The 15,624-nt window shown below is 69.6% G+C and carries 18 protein-coding genes; 13 read left to right on the plus strand and 5 right to left on the minus strand.

Annotated elements, in window-relative coordinates; all coding sequences use genetic code 11:
- The first annotated feature begins 129 nt into the window (after window positions 1-129).
- On the plus strand, window positions 130-1,020 hold the full coding sequence (locus AB0M45_RS11340; protein ID WP_364325972.1) for a hypothetical protein: 891 nt from the start codon (window positions 130-132) through the stop codon (window positions 1,018-1,020).
- Between the two features lie 10 nt (window positions 1,021-1,030).
- Here the strand turns inward: AB0M45_RS11340 and AB0M45_RS11345 are convergent, their stop codons facing one another.
- Window positions 1,031-1,231 carry a hypothetical protein gene (locus AB0M45_RS11345; protein WP_364325975.1) on the minus strand — a complete coding sequence of 67 codons (201 nt, stop codon included), beginning with the start codon at window positions 1,229-1,231 and terminating at the stop codon, window positions 1,031-1,033.
- A 253-nt stretch (window positions 1,232-1,484) separates the two neighbouring features.
- Between AB0M45_RS11345 and AB0M45_RS11350 the strand changes: the two genes are divergently transcribed.
- From AB0M45_RS11350 to AB0M45_RS11360, 3 genes are all read left to right on the plus strand, one after another.
- The gene (locus AB0M45_RS11350; protein WP_364325978.1) at window positions 1,485-3,029 is read left to right on the plus strand and encodes a phosphatase PAP2 family protein; all 1,545 of its coding nucleotides are present in this window, start codon (window positions 1,485-1,487) and stop codon (window positions 3,027-3,029) included.
- Between the two features lie 136 nt (window positions 3,030-3,165).
- The gene (locus AB0M45_RS11355) at window positions 3,166-3,330 is read left to right on the plus strand and encodes a hypothetical protein (RefSeq protein ID WP_364325981.1); all 165 of its coding nucleotides are present in this window, start codon (window positions 3,166-3,168) and stop codon (window positions 3,328-3,330) included.
- A 79-nt stretch (window positions 3,331-3,409) separates the two neighbouring features.
- Entirely contained in the window at window positions 3,410-4,048 is a 639-nt protein-coding gene (locus AB0M45_RS11360) for a PRC-barrel domain-containing protein (protein ID WP_364325984.1), read from the plus strand.
- A 79-nt stretch (window positions 4,049-4,127) separates the two neighbouring features.
- On the opposite strand, the gene AB0M45_RS11365 is transcribed toward AB0M45_RS11360, so the two are convergent.
- Together AB0M45_RS11365 and AB0M45_RS11370 are read right to left on the minus strand one after the other, a co-directional pair.
- A complete protein-coding gene (locus tag AB0M45_RS11365) occupies window positions 4,128-5,807 on the minus strand; it encodes a helix-turn-helix domain-containing protein (RefSeq protein ID WP_364325987.1) in 1,680 nt (559 codons plus the stop codon).
- 146 nt (window positions 5,808-5,953) lie between these two features.
- Window positions 5,954-6,220: a UBP-type zinc finger domain-containing protein gene (locus AB0M45_RS11370; protein ID WP_364325990.1), complete on the minus strand. Its 267-nt coding sequence runs from the start codon at window positions 6,218-6,220 to the stop codon at window positions 5,954-5,956.
- Window positions 6,221-6,615: 395 nt separating this feature from the next.
- Between AB0M45_RS11370 and AB0M45_RS11375 the strand changes: the two genes are divergently transcribed.
- From AB0M45_RS11375 to AB0M45_RS11395, 5 genes are all read left to right on the plus strand, one after another.
- Window positions 6,616-6,789 (plus strand): hypothetical protein, encoded by a 174-nt coding sequence (locus AB0M45_RS11375; protein ID WP_364325993.1) that lies wholly within the window; start codon window positions 6,616-6,618, stop codon window positions 6,787-6,789.
- A 78-nt stretch (window positions 6,790-6,867) separates the two neighbouring features.
- Window positions 6,868-7,578 carry a PIG-L family deacetylase gene (locus AB0M45_RS11380; protein ID WP_364325996.1) on the plus strand — a complete coding sequence of 237 codons (711 nt, stop codon included), beginning with the start codon at window positions 6,868-6,870 and terminating at the stop codon, window positions 7,576-7,578.
- Window positions 7,579-7,707: 129 nt separating this feature from the next.
- Window positions 7,708-8,865 (plus strand): nucleotide disphospho-sugar-binding domain-containing protein, encoded by a 1,158-nt coding sequence (locus AB0M45_RS11385; RefSeq protein ID WP_364325999.1) that lies wholly within the window; start codon window positions 7,708-7,710, stop codon window positions 8,863-8,865.
- Between the two features lie 57 nt (window positions 8,866-8,922).
- Entirely contained in the window at window positions 8,923-9,117 is a 195-nt protein-coding gene (locus AB0M45_RS11390; protein ID WP_364326002.1) for a DUF3046 domain-containing protein, read from the plus strand.
- On the plus strand, window positions 9,114-10,355 hold the full coding sequence (locus AB0M45_RS11395) for a phosphotransferase (protein ID WP_364326006.1): 1,242 nt from the start codon (window positions 9,114-9,116) through the stop codon (window positions 10,353-10,355). The genes AB0M45_RS11390 and AB0M45_RS11395 overlap by 4 nt, the downstream gene beginning before the upstream one ends.
- Window positions 10,356-10,374: 19 nt before the next feature.
- Here the strand turns inward: AB0M45_RS11395 and AB0M45_RS11400 are convergent, their stop codons facing one another.
- Window positions 10,375-10,890 (minus strand): CGNR zinc finger domain-containing protein, encoded by a 516-nt coding sequence (locus tag AB0M45_RS11400; RefSeq protein WP_364326231.1) that lies wholly within the window; start codon window positions 10,888-10,890, stop codon window positions 10,375-10,377.
- A 155-nt stretch (window positions 10,891-11,045) separates the two neighbouring features.
- Between AB0M45_RS11400 and AB0M45_RS11405 the strand changes: the two genes are divergently transcribed.
- The 3 genes from AB0M45_RS11405 to AB0M45_RS11415 are packed head-to-tail and all read left to right on the plus strand — an operon-like array spanning window position 11,046 to window position 12,902.
- On the plus strand, window positions 11,046-11,507 hold the full coding sequence (locus tag AB0M45_RS11405) for a VOC family protein (RefSeq protein ID WP_364326009.1): 462 nt from the start codon (window positions 11,046-11,048) through the stop codon (window positions 11,505-11,507).
- A gap of 32 nt (window positions 11,508-11,539) precedes the next feature.
- Complete coding sequence (locus AB0M45_RS11410; protein ID WP_364326234.1) at window positions 11,540-12,424, plus strand: pyridoxamine 5'-phosphate oxidase family protein; 885 nt, start codon at window positions 11,540-11,542, stop codon at window positions 12,422-12,424.
- Window positions 12,425-12,452: 28 nt separating this feature from the next.
- Window positions 12,453-12,902 (plus strand): nuclear transport factor 2 family protein, encoded by a 450-nt coding sequence (locus AB0M45_RS11415; protein ID WP_364326012.1) that lies wholly within the window; start codon window positions 12,453-12,455, stop codon window positions 12,900-12,902.
- 82 nt (window positions 12,903-12,984) lie between these two features.
- On the opposite strand, the gene AB0M45_RS11420 is transcribed toward AB0M45_RS11415, so the two are convergent.
- Entirely contained in the window at window positions 12,985-14,394 is a 1,410-nt protein-coding gene (locus tag AB0M45_RS11420; protein ID WP_364326015.1) for an MFS transporter, read from the minus strand.
- A gap of 98 nt (window positions 14,395-14,492) precedes the next feature.
- Between AB0M45_RS11420 and AB0M45_RS11425 the strand changes: the two genes are divergently transcribed.
- Window positions 14,493-15,515 carry an Lrp/AsnC family transcriptional regulator gene (locus AB0M45_RS11425; RefSeq protein WP_364326017.1) on the plus strand — a complete coding sequence of 341 codons (1,023 nt, stop codon included), beginning with the start codon at window positions 14,493-14,495 and terminating at the stop codon, window positions 15,513-15,515.
- The last annotated feature ends 109 nt before the right edge of the window (window positions 15,516-15,624 follow it).

The raw sequence follows: 15,624 nt of genomic DNA on the forward strand, positions 1-15,624 counted from the left end.
GACATTCGGCGAGGATGTGTCGGTGGGGGCTGCTTCACTGAAGGACATGGCATGGGTCTGCGACCGGCCGGCCGTCGGCCAGGTCGGACCCGAGTCCGTCCGATGCGCGCGACCGGTGGGAGAGAAGGCATGAGCGGCAGTGGATTTCGCGAGCGGCGGATCGAAACGCGGCGCCCGCGTGGGTCCGCGCTGATCCGGGCGCAAGCCGCGCTCGCGCCGCAGCCGGGTAGCCTGCCGGACAGCATTCGTGAAGTCGGCGAGAACGCACTGGTCGCGGTGCGGCGCTGGGCCGATCCGCGGGAGCGGGAGTTGCGCCGCCGCCGCAGGGTTCGCCGCCGCAGCTTTCAGCTCGGCACCGTCTCCGGTCTCACCACGGCGGGAACCGTTGGGCTCGTGGTCATTTCGGCGCCGGTCTGGGCCGTGGTCATGGTAGGCGGCGGCGCGGTCGCGCTGGTGACCGGCGCGGCCCTGAGCACCCGCCGGTATCTGCGGTTGCGGGGCGCTCCGCTGCCGCAGGCGGCGTTCATCCCGCGCAAACAGCCGCCGCCGTGGTCGAACGCCCGTCCGCCGATCGCGCGACTGGTGCGGGCGGAGAAGGCATTGCACGGGCTCGGCACGCAGATCGCCCGCTCGCGGCGACTGCCCCACGACGAGTTGGCCGACATGCTGGAGACGGCGGCGTCGGGGGCGGCGGCGCTGCACGCGCTCGCCGCCGACATTACGGCGATGGAGCAGGGGCTCGCCGCGATGGGGCGCGCGAATTCGCCTGCGGCCGTGGCGCTCACCGAGAATCTGCGACTCATCCTCGGCAGGCTCGACACCGGCGTGGCGGAGTACGAACAGGTAGTGGCCGCGGCAGGCCGGATTCTCGCGGTCCCGGAGAACACCGTGGTGCGGCACAACTTCGACACCATCGTCGCGGATCTCCGGCATGCCTCCGACCGGCTGGACGGATGGGCTCAGGCGCTCACCGAGGTCGCCGACCGATCGGTGCCCGCGTCGCCGCGACCACCGACCTGATCGATTCACCTCAGCGCGTCCGGTCCCGGCCGCGCAGCTCTTCGGCCCTGGCACGCAGAGCCGCACCCACCAGTTCGCGGCTCTCGGCCATGAGATCGAGCACCTCCCAGGACGCTTTGCGCGCGGCGGAGCCGACGATCCCCGCTATCGCCGAACCGTGCCGCCGTGCTGCCGCCGTGAGTTCTTGTGCCAGCTCGCTCGTGTGTTCCATCAGGTCCCGACCGTCACGTGATATTCAGTGCATGACTGTGTGCTGAATGGGGCATCGGCATTGATGGGCCATCCCTCCTTCTTGTCGTTCAAGGTTATTGCGATTCGAAGATCAGAGTACATCCGTGCACTGAATTGAGGTACCGGCCGGGTGGTGCGCGTGCGGGTTCGGTCAGCGGACGTGATCGGCGCTCGCCGGCAAGGGAATTGACCAGCTCGGACACGCCGCCCGAGCAAATCGGTAGGCTTCGGCGATGCGGTTCCTTTCGACTCGCAGGCGCGACAGTGTGCATGTCGCCGGTGTGGCGCGCGGCTTGGATCGCTGGTTGGTCGACCGCAGCGCGCGCGTCCGGCCGACGCCGGCGGACCGGGTGCTGAAAGGCTCGAGCACCGCGGCCGACAAGAACCGCCTGTGGATCGCGCTCGGCGCGGTTCTGTTCGTCGCCGGAGACCGCGAGACTCGTCGCGGTGCGGTACGTGGTCTGCTCGCGCTGGGAGTCGCCAGCGGCGTGGCCAACGGCATCGCCAAGCCGCTGTTCCCGCGCCGCCGTCCACCGGACGAGTCCGTTCCTTTCGTGCGCAGGTTGGTCGCTGCGCCGGTGTCGTCGTCGTTCCCGTCCGGGCATTCGGCCTCGGCCGCCGCGTTCGCCGCGGGGCTGGCACTGGAAGCACCCGCGGCGGGCGCCATGGTGGCTCCGGTCGCCGCCGCGGTCGCCTACTCGCGGGTGCACATCGGCGTGCACTGGCCATCCGATGTCGTCGCCGGTGCGCTGTTCGGTGGCGCGGTCGCGCTGGTCACCAGACGGTGGTGGGCGGTGCGCGACGACGAACCCGCCACACTCGGACCGGTCGAACACATCGAGCCGCTGCGCGGCGGCGCCGGACTCCTGCTGATCGGCAACCCACAGGCGGGAGCGGGCGACGACGCGCTCGCCGTCCTGCGTGAGCGGCTGCCCGCCGCCGCGGTGCTGGAGATCGGCGGCGCGCAGGATGTCGAAGCGCGGGTCGAGGACATGGTGCGGCGCGACGACATCGTCGCGCTAGGCGTGGTGGGCGGCGACGGAACGGTGTCCACCGTCGCGGAGTACGCGGTGCGGCACAGGTTGCCGCTCGCGGTTTTCGCGGGCGGCACACTGAACCATTTCGCCAGGGACGCCGGGGTGGAGGACCCTGAGGTGACCTTCGCCGCGCTGGAGGCGGGCGATGCGGTCCGCGTCGACGTGGCCGAGGTGCGTTTCGACGCCGGCGAACGAACCTTCGTCAACACCGCCAGCCTCGGCGGGTATCCCGATTTCGTCCGGATCCGGGAGCGCTGGCAGCGCCGCGTCGGGAAGTGGCCTGCCGCGGGAATCGCCATGGTGCGTGTGTTGTTCCGCGCCCAGCCGCTGCAGGTCACCGTGGACGGTAACCGCGCCGCGCTGTGGATGCTGTTCGTCGGAAACGGCACCTACCAGCCGGCCGACCAGATCCCGATGTCGCGCCCGCGGTTGCGCGGCGGCACCCTCGACGTGCGCTACCTCCGAGCTGATGTCCCGTTCTCGCGGTTGCGCCTGATCTCGGCGACGTTCACAGGAACGCTCGGGTACTCCGCCACCTACGTGCACCGGCGAGTCTCCCGGCTGGAGGTCCGGGTGGCCGAGGAACCGATCTCGCTGGCGACCGACGGCGAAGTCGACCATCGGGGCAAGATTTTCCGGTTCCACAGCAGGCTCGCGGGGCTGATCCTGATCAAGAGTGGTGCGCATCCTGCGGCCCATCATGACAACCGTGGGATAGCGAAAAGATTGCTGTTGAGCTAATTCCGCTCTGATGACTTCAGTAGATTCCCTGCTGGATCGGTTTGATCGGCGAGAAGGGGGGTAGTTGCCACCCTGTAGCTGATCGACCAGACCCGGCGGAGGGCCGGGACCATGCACAACTGGGTAGGAGCACGTCATGCTCGATGTTTCCCACCGGCAATCGCTGCTCGACGAGGATACCCAGCGGCTGGACATCAGCCGCTACCTGGCATGTGAATCCGCCGAGGACCCGGTGCGAAAGGCGCGCAGGACACAGCGCGTCGACGCCGGACCCGGCGCCGATCGATCCACAAGCGACTGACCCCCTTTCTCGGTACGCGCGGTGTACAGCCGCGTTCTCTCGGACTGCGCATCGCACCGAACGAACTGCGGAGGAACCCATGACCGAAATGCTGGAAACGCTCATCGGCAGCTCTGTGTACGACCCCGGCGGTGCCAAGATCGGCAAGGTCAAACGGGTCTACGTGGACAACAACTCCGGTTCGCCCACCTGGGTAGCGGTGTCCACCGGGCTGTTCAGCCCCGACGCCCTGGTCCCGCTGGCCGGAGCCGAGCATCGCGCCGACTCGGCCGTCCTGCAGGTGCAGGTCGAGAAGGAGGCGGTGAAGACCGCGCCCCAGCTGGACCATGACGGGCAGATCAGTCCGCAGGCGGAGCAGGAACTGTTCGACCACTACCAGATCGACCCGGACGGCGCCGCTTGGGACATCTACGGCCGGCAGCCGCTGCCGGACCAGCGGTCGCGTGCCGAGACCGGGATGCTCCGCTCGGACGAGCGCCGCGGTATCGGCGCCGAGCAGGAGGATGCCGGCATGGCGCGGATGCGCACGTACCTGGAGAGCGAAGAGGAGACGCTGCGCATGCCCGCTACCGGCGACCCGATGCGGATCAAGCCCGAACCGATCGCCGACCCGTACGCTGTCGACTCGGCCGATCTCGGTATGCAGGAGCCAGACGTCACTCCGTACGAAGACCGCCGCACCGACGGGATGGAGGACCCCGAGCGCCCCATGCGCTGACCGGGGTCGCCCGGACCGGCCGCGCCAGGGGGTCCACCCGGGCGCGACCGGGTCGGTCGACGCCTGTCGTGGCCGGAGGTCAGTTCCCCGAGCCGCGCCAGGTCGGCGGCGAGACCGGCGACAGGAATTGCCATGCGCGCGTTGCCGCTTGCAAGTTGAACCGGGTGTTGACATCGCGCAGATCGAACCCGGTGAGCTCCCGGATACGCCCTAGGCGGTAGCGCAGCGTGCTGCGGTGGATATGCAATGCCGCGGCCGAGTCGTCGTAGTTGCCACCGCATTCGAGATATTGGCTCAGCGTGTACACCAGGTCGGCATGGTGATCCCGGTCGTAGTCGAGCAGGACGCCGAGCCACTCACGCATGAACTGCTCGACTTGCCCGTCCGCTCGGGCGGCGTCGACCAGACGATAGAAGCCCAGCTCGTCGAACGCGGTCGCACCGTCGGGTATCCGTGACCGCAGCCGGATGTTGATCGCACGGCGCGCGTCGTCGAAGGATCGGGCGAAGTCGCTCGGTTGCGCGCAGCCGCCGCTGATGCCGATGGTCACCGGTGTCGTGTCGAGCTGCTCGCAGATGGCGTGGTGCAGCGTGACCGGATCGGGGCGGCGGTCGGTGATCAGGACGACCATGCCCGCATGGCGTCCCTGAATGACATGCAGATCCAAGGCGGTCGCGGCTCGGCCGACCGCGTCGGCGATGGCGTCGTCGTCGCTGTGCACGAGCACGACGTAGTGCTCGCCGTGCAGGTCGTAGCCCAGCGCCTCGGCACGGGCGAAGGCGCTGTCGTTGTCGGTGCCCGACAGCAGGTCGTCGACCAGCTCCCGGCGCAACCGCAGCTCGATCTCGGCGAGGTTGCGCTGGTGTGCCAGCTCCAAGGCGAGCACCGTGCTGGCGTAGCTGAGGGCGAAGACCTGATCGTCGACCACCCGATTGTCCGGGTCGATCAGCGCGAGCGTGCCCAGGATCTCGGCGCGCGGCTTCACCAGCACCACCATCCGGTCGCGAATGCGCAGCGGCGCGTTGTGGGTGGCGAGCCGGTGCAGCAATTGTTCGCGCTCTTGCGGTGGCGCTTTCGGATAGGGGTCCGGTCGTCCCGGCCCCGACCAGGCTCGCAGGTTGCCGAACGGGTCTTCGATGGCGACCGGCAAGCCGGTCAGCTGCGCCAAGGCGTCCGCGATGCCCTGCTCGCCGGTGCCATAGGCGGCGGCGCTGGACAACACCTCGTGCACGTGCGTGCGGTGCTCGAGCCACAGCACGGTGGCGGACAGGTGTTCGTTGATCGCGGTGAGGTCGACGGCGTCGGCGGACGCCGGTTCGCGCAGCGCGGCGTCCGCGAGCTGGGTGAGCACGGTGAGCAGGACGATCTCCTCCTGCGGCGGTTCGTGCTCGGCGGCGACGACCAGCACGCCGACCGTTTCGGACCGGCCGCGCAGCCCGAACGCCCAGCCCCACTGACGATGGGGCAGCCGGATCCGGCCCGCACCATGCTGGGCGCGGAGCTGGGCGGCCAAGTCGGGCGGGGGTGGCTGCGGCTGCGGGCAGAGCAGGTAGTCACCATCGACCAACCGATAGCAGGCCAGCGTGCGGCAGCATCCGACGGTTGGCACGGCCTCCGCGGCGATCCGCAGGATGTCCTGCTGGTCTCCGCGCCGCTCGGCGAAGAGCTGGACCGACATTGCGCCCAAGGCGCGCAGCGCCGAAGCCGGTAGGGACGACAGCGCGTCGCCGACATCGGAACTCGACGTTCGCTGGTTCATGGGCTCCGGTCCGTAGCCGTCGAGATCTTGTGGTGATATCACGCGCCGGTGATCGCAAGGCCGAGCGTGCTGCTGCCGCGAACCTCTGGCCTGCGCGATGGCATCGGCGTGGTGCTGCGAGTAATTTCCGACGGTACACCGATCACTCAGACGAAGTCCTGGTGAACGTAGCACCAGCGCCAATCCTCGCCGGGTTGCAACGAGCGCACGATCGGGTGACCTTCAGCGCCGGCGTGTGCCCTGGCGTGCCGCATCGGAGACGAGTCGCAGCAGCCGACGTGACCGCAGGTCAGGCACAGCCGCAGGTGGACCCACGGGGTGCCGAGCCGTAGGCACTCCTCGCATCCCTGCGGCGTTCGTGGTCGCACCGGCCGAACCGCGGCCAGATGCGGATCCGTGTGTGCCGGAGTCATCTCGTCGTCTCCTTCTGCGTGCCCGCCGACAGTGCCGCTCGAGCCACCTCCGTGGGCACCGGTACGGCGCCACCTGCCGACCGCATGTCCGCATGGTCGAGCACGAGGAGCGTGGCACCGCCCGCGCCAACGCCCCATCGTGACAATCGGCTCTCCAGCAGAACACGGTCCGCCATGTCGAAACCGGGTTCTCGATTCGTCCTGCGAGCACGAGATCGCCAGCCGGGGGCATCGACGGACCTACCGGGCGAGAGCCCGCGGTGCGGCCCCGACGCCGACCACGGTGCGGTGTAGGGGTGAACCCTGATTTATCCCGGATATCCCGTCTCACCTGCTGATTCGCGAAGGGTCAGGTGTCATGCTCGAAGCGGAAACGGACTTCTGGGAGGCATCACATGTTGTGGAAGATCATCGGCGTCGTCGCGGTCGTCTGGATCGCGCTGGCCGTCATCGGGGCGCTGCTCGAGGGGCTGTTCCCGATCCTCGTGATCAGCGCCATCGTGTTCGGGCTGTACCTGCTGTACAAGGCGGTGTCGGGCTCGGACAAGTCGACGGTGAGCAAGCTGTAACGACAGGCGGGGCCGGGCGGCGTCGGTCGGGGCGTCGCCCGGCCGGTTACCGGGACGGCAATGCTTGAATGATCCCTCGTGGATCAAGTTCCGGAAGACTGGCAGCGCGGCTTGGTGATCGTCGCGCACCCCGACGATATCGAGTACGGCGCCGCCGCCGCGGTTGCACGGTGGACCCGGCAGGGCAAGGACATTCGCTATGTGCTGGTGACCAGCGGAGAGGCCGGTATCGCCGGTTTGCAGCCAGCGGTGGCAGGCCCCCTGCGCGAGGCCGAGGAGATCGCGTCGGCCAAGGTGGTGGGCGTGCACGAGGTGGAGTTCCTCCGCTACCCGGACGGTCGAGTACAGGAGAGTCTGGAACTGCGCCGCGACTTGGCGGCCGCGATCCGCAGGCATCAGCCGGAGATGGTGGTGCTGTTCAATTTCGGCGACACTTGGGCGCCGGGCTACGCCAACAGCGCCGATCACCGCGCCGTCGGCCGGGCCGCCCTGGACGCCGTCTCCGACGCGGGCAACGAGTGGATCTTTCCGGAGATCGCCGAGTGGAAACCGTGGTCGGCGCGCTGGGCGGCGGTCGTGGGACCGATCGCCACGCACGCCGTCGACGTCACGCAGACTCTCGTCGAGGCCGCCGCCTCACTCGCCGAACACCGCCGCTACCTCGAGGCACTGAGCCCCGAGCCCGTCGCCGATCAGGTTCGTGCCGTCGTGGAGCGGGCGACCGGCCCTAAGGACGGCTTCCCCGCCGAGCACGCGGTCGGCTTCGAGCTGTTCTACTTCGGCGGCTGATCCGCGTTTCGCGAGCCGGACCTACGGCGTGGACGATGGCACCACGGTGGCCGGAGTGGTCACCGAGGCATCGGACGCGCCACGACCGGGTGCCATCCGGCCCGAGTGGCCGTGTGGCAGGCTAGGCGGATGCGAGTAGCCGTTGTCGCAGGACCCGATCCCGGGCATGCGTTCCCCGCTATCGCGTTGTGCTTGCGGTTTCTGGCCGCCGGTGACGAGCCGGTGCTGTTCACCGGTCCGCGCTGGTTCGACTCGGCGCTGGCGGCCGGGATCGGCGTGCGTCGGCTCAAGGGTCTGGCACCGCGGCCGGTGGACGACGACACCGACGCCGGGCAGCGTATCCACGAGCGGGCCGCGCATGTCTCCACCGAGATCCTGCCGGAATTGAGCGCCATGCTGCCCGAGCTGGTCGTCTCCGATGTGCTGACCGCGGGCGGCGGGATGGCCGCGGAACGACTCGGCGTGCCGTGGGTGGAGCTGTCCCCGCATCCGCTGTATCTGCCGTCGAAGGCGTTGCCCCCCATCGGAAGTGGCCTTGCTCCTGGCGCGGGCCTGTACGGGCGGATGCGGGACGGCCTGTTGCGCGGCATGACCGCCCGCGCTCTTCGCCACGGCCGCCGGCAGCGGGAGCGGGCACGCGAGAGTGTCGGGTTACCGGCCCTCGATCCGGGCCCCGACGCGCGTCTGATCGCCACGCTGCCCGCGCTCGAGGTGCCGCGCCCCGACTGGCCGGAAGCGGCTCACGTCATCGGTCCGCTGCTGTGGGAGCCGACCGATGCGATCCTGGAACTTCCTCCTGGCGACGGGCCGCTGGTCATGGTCGCTCCCTCCACCGCGCACACCGGCGTCGCGCGCATGGTCGAGACCGTCCTGGAGGCACTGGACGGCACCGGCGTCCGTGTGGCGATCTCGATGCTGGATCCGCCACCGGCCGATCTTCCCCCATGGGCGACGGCCGGGCTGGGCCGCCAAGACGAACTCCTGACCCACGCGTCCGTGGTGGTGGGCGGCGGCGGTCACGGCCTGCTCGCCAAGACGCTGTCGGCCGGCGTCCCGATCGTCACCGTTCCCGGCGGCGGCGATCAGTGGGAGCTGGCCAATCGCGCTGCCCGCCAAGGTAGTTCGATCGTTGTCCGCCCGTTGTCGCCCGGCGCTCTGCGCGCCGCAGTCGAGGAAATCCTCGCCGACCCCGGCTACACCAGAGCCGCCGAAGCAGCCGCCGCGCATGCCCCGCTCCCGGATCCCGTCGACCTGTGCCACCGGATTCTCCAGCCTGTCCATCCCTGACCGGCACGTGCGTGCCACTGACTTGGGGACGCGTGGGAGGCGAGTAAGTTCGGTACGGTGCGGTTGACCGAGTTCCAGGAACTGTTGCACACCGAGTTCGGTGTGGCCCGGGGCGACGCCCTGCTGGCCGACCACGTGATTCCCGCCTTGGGCGGACGCACCGGAGCCGACGCCATCGAGGCCGGGGTCGATCCCCGCGATGTGTGGCGCGCGTTGTGCGCGGAGTTCGACGTGCCGAAGGTGCGCTGGTGAACGCGCCCGGCCGGGTCGAGCAGAACGACGGGCCGCTCTACCGGTTCGACGAGCGGCGGCGGATGATTCCGCACGACCCCGAGCGCCTCGCCGCGCGGGTGGCGCAGGCTCGTCCCGTCGATTTCGCGGGTTTCCGGCAGACCGGTATCGAGCTGATGTTGCTCGGTCGCTACGACGAGGCGCTGGATCACCTCGATCGCGCGCTGGAACTGGTGGACACCGAGCGACGCAGGATCACCGTGTGGATCAACCTCGGCGACGTCTACCGCTACCGCGGTGACGCGGGTACGGCCGAGACGCTCTACCGCCGCGCGGTCGAGCACGCGCGGGCGGCCGCGCCGGACGTGCTCTCGTTCGCGCTCCAGCATTTGGGCAAGGCGCTCGCCGAGCGGAATCAGCTCTCGGAGGCGCACGCGCTGCTGACGGAGGCGATCCGGCTGCGCCTCGCCGAAGGCGAACCCGAGGAGATCGAATCCACCCGCGATGCCCTGGGCACCCTGGCCGAGCGGCCGATTCCGTTGCCGCCCACGATCGGCGCGCTGCTCGGCGCGGGGCCGACCTGGTCGGACGAGCACGAAGGCATGAGCGGCGACGTCGTGCTGGTCAACGGCGCCTATTGGCTCAAACGCGGACCGAAGGCGGTCGCCGAGCACGAACGCCTGCATTGGTTGCGCGGCCGCGGGATTCGCTTGCCGGAGGTGGCGGCGTTCGAGGACGACGTGTTGCTGCTGGCCGACGCGAGCGCGCCGAGCCTGGCCGCTCGAGCCGGCGCCGCGTATCCGGCCTCGATCGGCACCGTGCTCGGCTCGGTCTTGCGGCGGCTGCACAGCATTCCGGTCGACGAGTGCCCGTTCGACGGCCGGCTCGACGTGATCTTGGCGCAGGCGCGCCGCCACGTGATCGAAGACCTCGTGGATCCGGACGACTTCGACGACGACAATCGCGGCTCTACTCCGGCGCAGATCCTCGCGCGGCTGCTGGCGCAGCGCCCGGACCAGGAGGATCTGGTGGTCGCGCACGGTGATTTCACCCCCTCGAACGTGCTGGAAGGCGAGATCCTGCTCGATCTGGGCGCGCTCGGCGTCGCCGATCGCTACCGCGATCTGGCGCTGGCCGTGCGCGATCTGCGCGAGGACTTCGGCGACGCCGAGGTGACCGCCTTCTTCGCGGCCTACGGCTTGGCCGAGCCGGACGAGAGCCGCCTGGAGTACTACCGCTTGCTCGACGAATTGTTCTGAGCCGCGAGCCTTCCGCGCCTCAAACCTTCCGCGCGTAGTGCCGGGCCGCTTTGGTGCGGTTGCCGCACGTGGCCATCGAGTGCCAGCGCCGGGTTCCGTTCTTCGAGGTGTCGTAGAAGAACAAGACGCACTCCGGGTGCGCGCACTGACGAATTCGGTCGGGCGCGGCGCGCAGCAGTTCCACCAGGTTGTCCGCGGCCAGCCAGGCGGGCAGCCAGGGTTTCTCGGGAACCTCCACCAGATCGGCGGGCCCGGATTCGGTGAGTGCGCGTCGGATTCGGCCGTGCGCGAGCACCTCGTTGAGCGCGTCGTGGGAGGCGTGCACGACCACGTCATAGACGGCCGTGCGGGCGGCCAGCACCGCGGTCAGCGTGGCCTCGTCGGCGCCGGCTCGATCGGCGAGGCCCGCGGACGCAAGCCAGATGCGCAGTCCGGCTACGTCGGTGAGCAGATCCTGCGGGCCGTCCTCGATCCAGCGCGTGTTCAGCAGATCGAGCGCCAGGGGTTCACCGAGGTGGGGGCGTGGATCGGGCATACCCGAGGGTATCGAGTCCGCGTCGGTGGGCACTGCCACCACCTCCTCTCTAACCAGTAAAAATTATTTCGATGGTTGACACGGTTGTCGCGCTATCGGTAGGTTCTAACCAGGCAAACAGATAAAGCCGGTTAAACATTCCGAGGAGGACTACCATGACCGCAGTCGCCGCACCGCAGCTCGCCACCGGGCACATCGGACTGAACGTCTCCGATCTCGATCGCTCGGTGGACTTCTATCGCCGCGCCCTCGGTTTCGAACAGCTCGCTGCGAGTGCCGACGCCGAGCGCCGCTGGGCCTTCCTCGGTGCGGACGGCAAGCTCGTCGTCACGCTGTGGCAGCAGAGCGACGGCAGGTTCTCCCCCGAAACGCCGGGGCTGCACCATCTCTCGTTCCAGGTCGACACCATCGACCACGTGCGCGAGGTGGAGCGGGTGCTGCGCGAGTTGTCGGTCACTTTCGCCCACGACGGGGTGGTGGCGCACGGCGAGGGCGTGGCGTCCGGTGGGATCTTCTTCACCGACCCCGACGGCATTCGGCTCGAGGTCTACGCGCCCAGCGGCGCCGAATCCGCGCCTGCCCCCAGCGGCGCTGTCCCGACCTGCGGGTTCTTCTGATCTCTCGGCCGCGAAGCGACAGGAGAAGCGTGATGGAGCCGTTCCATGCCGGGGAGGTCGCCGTCCAGCGCCGGATGGGCCAGGCGCACATCGCTGAGCGGGTCGGCCGCATGATCCGCCCCGACATCCCCGCGGTCGCCGCCGGCTTCCTGGCCGAGCAGCGGATGGTGGTGGTCGCCGCCGCCGACGCGGCGGGCCGGCTGTGGGCGAGTGAGCTGGTCGGCCCGCCGGGATTCGTGCACGCGGTCGACGACCGGACGATCGTGGTCGGCGCCCGGCCCGCCGCGGCCGATCCGCTGCACGATACGTTGACCCACCACGCCGGCATCGGCATGATCGCCATGCAACCGCAGCGGCGCAGGCGGATGCGGGTCAACGGCAGATCGACGCCGGAGGATGCGGGCCTGCGCATCGTCACCGACCAGGTGTACTCGAACTGCCCGAAGTACATCTCGCGCCGGGATGTCGAGAGCTACCTGCCGGAAGCCGGGGTGTCGACGGCCCGGCGCACCGGCGAACTCGACCCCGGCCAGCAGGCCGCGGTGGCGGCGGCCGACACGTTCTTCATTGCGACGGCCGACGCGGACGGCAACGCGGACGCCTCCCATCGCGGCGGGAATCCCGGCTTCTTGCAGGTGCTTTCGCCCACGCGGCTGCGCTGGCCGGACTACCGGGGCAATTCGATGTTCATGACGCTCGGCAACATCGAGGTGAATCCCCGGTGCGGAATTCTGATCCCGGATTGGGCCACCGGGGCGGCCCTCCAGCTGACCGGCACGGCCGAACTGGTCTGGGCGCCGGATACCTTCGCCACCGGCGCGCAGTGCTGCCTCGACTTCACCGTCGAGGAAGTGGTCGAGCGGCGTGGGGGAGCGCTGCGCTGGGGAGCCGCCGAGCTCTCGCCCGTCAATCCGTGAAATCTGTCTATGAGAAGGGAGTCGTCCCATGCGACCTCCGCTACCGCCATTCGACGCCGCATCGGCCGAGCTCAAGGTGCAGGCCGCCGAAGAGGCCTGGAATACCCGCGATCCCGAGCGCGTCGCCGCCGCGTATGCCGAGGACTCGGTGTGGCGCAATCGCGACGAGTTCTTCACCGGCCGTGCCGCCATCGTGGAGTTCTTGACCAGGAAGTGGTCCGTCGAGAACGGATACGCACTGCGCAAAGATCTGTGGGCATTCGAAGGGAACCGCATCGCCGTGCGTTTCCAGTACGAATGGCACGACGACTCGGGCCAGTGGTGGCGCAGCTACGGCAACGAGCAGTGGGAGTTCGCGCCGGACGGGCTGATGTCCCGGCGCGAGGCCAGCATCAACGACGTCCGGATCGAGGAGTCCGACCGCCGCATCCTCGGTCCGCGTGAGCCGGGCGACCAGTCGGTGCTGCCCCAGCGGTAGGGACGCCGAACGCCACCGCCGCATCGTCTGACGCGGCGGTGGCGAGGCGCCTCCGGTCGCTGTCGCTTCGAGCGGATCGCGGTCAGGCGGCGACGACGTGCTGCTCGGCTGCGGCCGGGCCGACGTCGGCCCGCTGCCGGTGGAACAGCCCGAACGCGATCAGTCCGAACGTGACGCCCACCGCGGCCGCGACAGCCAAGGCCGCGTCCAGCCCGGCGACGAAGTGCGGCAACGTCATCGGCTGCGCGGCACCGGCCACGCCGCGGAAGACGGTGCCGAGCACCGCGACGCCCAGCGCCAGCCCCAACTGCCGGGCGGTGTTCACCGCGCCCGCCGCGGTGCCGCCCTGCTGTGGCGGCACCGCCGCCATGCCGACGGAGACCAGCGCGGGCGCGTTGACGCCGATCCCGACGCCGATCACCACGAATCCGGGAATCACGGCGACCCAGGAGGATTCGGCGCCGATCAGCGTGAGCAGCCAGGTACCCAGACCGAGCACTACCAAGCCCGCGCCGATGGTCCACTTCGGCGCCACGTCATGCAGCAGCCGCCCGAACACGGCCGACACCACGAACCCGGTCGCGGCCATCGGGAGCATCGCCAGACCTGCCCGCAGCGGCGACATGTGCAGGTGCTGCTGCAGCCACAGCGAGATCAGCGGAGTGCTGGCGAAGGCGGCGAAGGTCTGTCCGGAGGCGCCGAGCAGCGTTGCGCCGAGATCGCGGTTGCGCAGCAGCGCAAGCGGGAACATCGGTGCGGCGCTGCGGGATTCGACGAGACCGAAGACCAGCGTCGCGACGGCGCCGAGCGCGAGCGCGGTCACCGCGGCCGCGTCGGTCCAGCCGTGCTCGCCGCCGCGGATGACGCCGTAGGTGATCGCCGTCGCCGCGGTCGCGAAGGCGAGCATGCCCGGCACGTCCACCGGCCGATCCGCCCGGCGGCGCGAGGGCGGGAACACAGTCGCGCTCAACACGATCGCCAGCACCGCGATGGGCAGGTTGACGAGGAAGATCCAGCGCCACGACAGCGCCTCGGTGAGAACCCCGCCGAGCACGACTCCGATTCCCGCGGCCGCACCGGAGACCGCGCCCCAGACGCCGAAGGCCAGGCCGCGATCGCGACCGGTGTAGGTCGCGTGCAGCAGCGAGAGCGTCGTGGCGAACATGGCCGCGCCGCCGACGCCTTGCAGCGCCCTGGCCGCGACGAGGCTCGCCGCGGATTCGGCGACACCGCAGGCGAGCGACGCCACCGCGAAGACGACGAGTCCGCCCAGGTACGCGCGTTCGGCCCCGATCCGGTCGGCGAGCGAACCGAGTACCAGCAGCAGCGCGGCCAGCGCCAGCGCGTAGCCGTCCACCACCCACTGCAAGCCGGACAATCCGGTGCCGAGATCAGCGGCGATGTCGGGTAGCGCGACGTTCACGATGGTGACGTCGATGAGCAGCATGAGCGTGCCGAGGCACGCGGTGAACAGAGGGAGCCATTTCCTCATGGGAGCCTCCACGGCGGATTCGAACGATTTCGACGCCAAGCGTGCGGTAATCGCATGCATCCCCCTAGCCGAACGGAAATCCGCGTTAGATTCCTCCCATGCGTCATGATGACTCAGGGGAATCCTCCGTGCTCGATGTGCTGGACAAGCAGATCGTGCACGCGCTGGTGCACGACGCCCGGATCCCGTTCGCCAAGCTCGGCGGCATCCTCGGCGTCTCCGAACAGACGGTGGCCCGGCGCTACCGCGCGCTGCGCGAGCGGGGAATCCTGCATGTGGCGGGGCAGGTGAACGCCGTTCCGCTCGGGCACACGCGCTGGATGCTGCGGTTGAAATCGACGCCGGACAAGGCGCTGCGGCTGGCCGAGTCGCTGGCCCGATTTCCGGATCTGAGCTGGGTGACGTTGCTGTCCACCGGATCCGAGGTGACCTGTGTGAGCAGGCCGCGCTCGGTCGAACGGCGCGACGCACTGCTGCTGCACATCCTGCCGCGCGCTCCGCAGGTGCGCGAGCTGACCGCGCACGAGGTGATCCACCGGTTTCCGCTCGACGAGGAGTGGCCGCGTTACCGGCATTTGTTCACCACCGCTCAACTCGAGGAGCTGGGTCCGGCCCGGTTCCGTCCGGGGAATGCGGGACCGGAGGCGCCCGTGGACTTGTCCGCGGCGGACGAGGCGATGCTCGCGCTGCTCGCGCGGGACGGGCGTGCGCCCTATGCCCAGCTCGCGGCCGAAACCGGATGGACGGCGCCACGGGTCGCGCGGCGCATGGCCGAGCTGATGGCGGCGGGTGTGCTCTACTTCGACCTCGACTTCGCGATCGAGCGGATGGGCTATAGCGTGCGCGGTGCGCTGTGGTTGCGCGTGCGTCCGGCCGACCTGGATGCCGTGGGGCGGGCGATGGCGGCGCATCCCGAGATCGTCTACGTGGGCGCCACCACGGGGTCGTTCAATCTGATGGCGTCGATCATCTGCCGCGACACCGCGCACCTGTACCGATATGTCACCGAGCGGCTCGGCGCGCTGGACGGGATCACCGGCGTCGAGGTGGCGCCCTCGCTGCGCGTGTTCAAACAGGCGCAGACGCTGCTGGATACCGATCGGATCGCGCTGGTGCGGTGATCGCGCGGCGTTTGCCGAGGACGGCGCGGACGGTGCGGGGTGTCGGCGGGCGCGTCGCTTGACTCGAACACCTGTTCGTCTAGTCTTGTCGACAGAACTTGTCGGTGCC

It is taken from the genome of Nocardia sp. NPDC051787 (assembly GCF_040681325.1).
Lineage (GTDB): Bacteria > Actinomycetota > Actinomycetes > Mycobacteriales > Mycobacteriaceae > Nocardia.